Origin of the sequence: Thalassospira sp. UBA4513 (assembly GCF_002388495.1) — a bacterium.
GTDB lineage: Bacteria > Pseudomonadota > Alphaproteobacteria > Rhodospirillales > Thalassospiraceae > Thalassospira > Thalassospira tepidiphila.
This window is the reverse complement of sequence record NZ_DGMR01000019.1, coordinates 1-579: the sequence shown is the minus strand read 5'-3', so window position 1 is coordinate 579 and position 579 is coordinate 1. Positions and strand designations below refer to the sequence as shown.

1 protein-coding gene is annotated in these 579 nt (G+C 56.6%); it reads left to right on the top strand.

The window, feature by feature from the left end; all coding sequences use genetic code 11:
• Positions 1-425: methyltransferase family protein (locus B2T33_RS06575; protein WP_286791539.1), on the top strand; the 425-nt coding region annotated here is incomplete at its 5' end.
• Positions 426-579: the final 154 nt, after the last annotated feature.

Below are 579 nucleotides of genomic sequence, written 5' to 3'. Positions count from 1 at the left end.
TCTATATCGGCGGGCGCAAGGCCCGCGATCTGACCGATACCGGCCCCTATTCCATCAGTCGCAATCCGCTTTATATGTTCAGCTTCATCGGCGCAGTCGGCATTGGCGCGCAAACCGGAAGCCTGTTGATTGCCCTGTTGTTCGGGGTGGGGGCGTTTGGTGTGTTCTTGCCGGTGATCCTGCGCGAAGAAAGGGCGCTTGCGACACTTTTTGGCGCATCCTTTAATGACTACAAAACGCGTGTACCGCGCTTTGGTCCCCGGTTTGGTGCCTGGCGCGATGCCGATATCCTTGAAGTGCGCCCGCATCTTTTGTGGCGAACATTGCGCGACGGGCTGGTCTTTTTGATGGTGATCCCGATTTTCGAACTGATTGATCGGTTGCAGATCAGCGGCCTTGTTGATCCGCTTATCTATTTGCCGTGATCGGAAACGAAAAACGCCCCGGATATGAACCGGGGCGTTTTTCGTATAGCGGCAACTGTTGGGGCGGTATCAGGCATGCCTGATACCAAGTTCCCGAAAATCAGGCCGCAGCGCTGTTGGTGTCGGGATCGCGCAGGACATAGCCCCGGCCCCA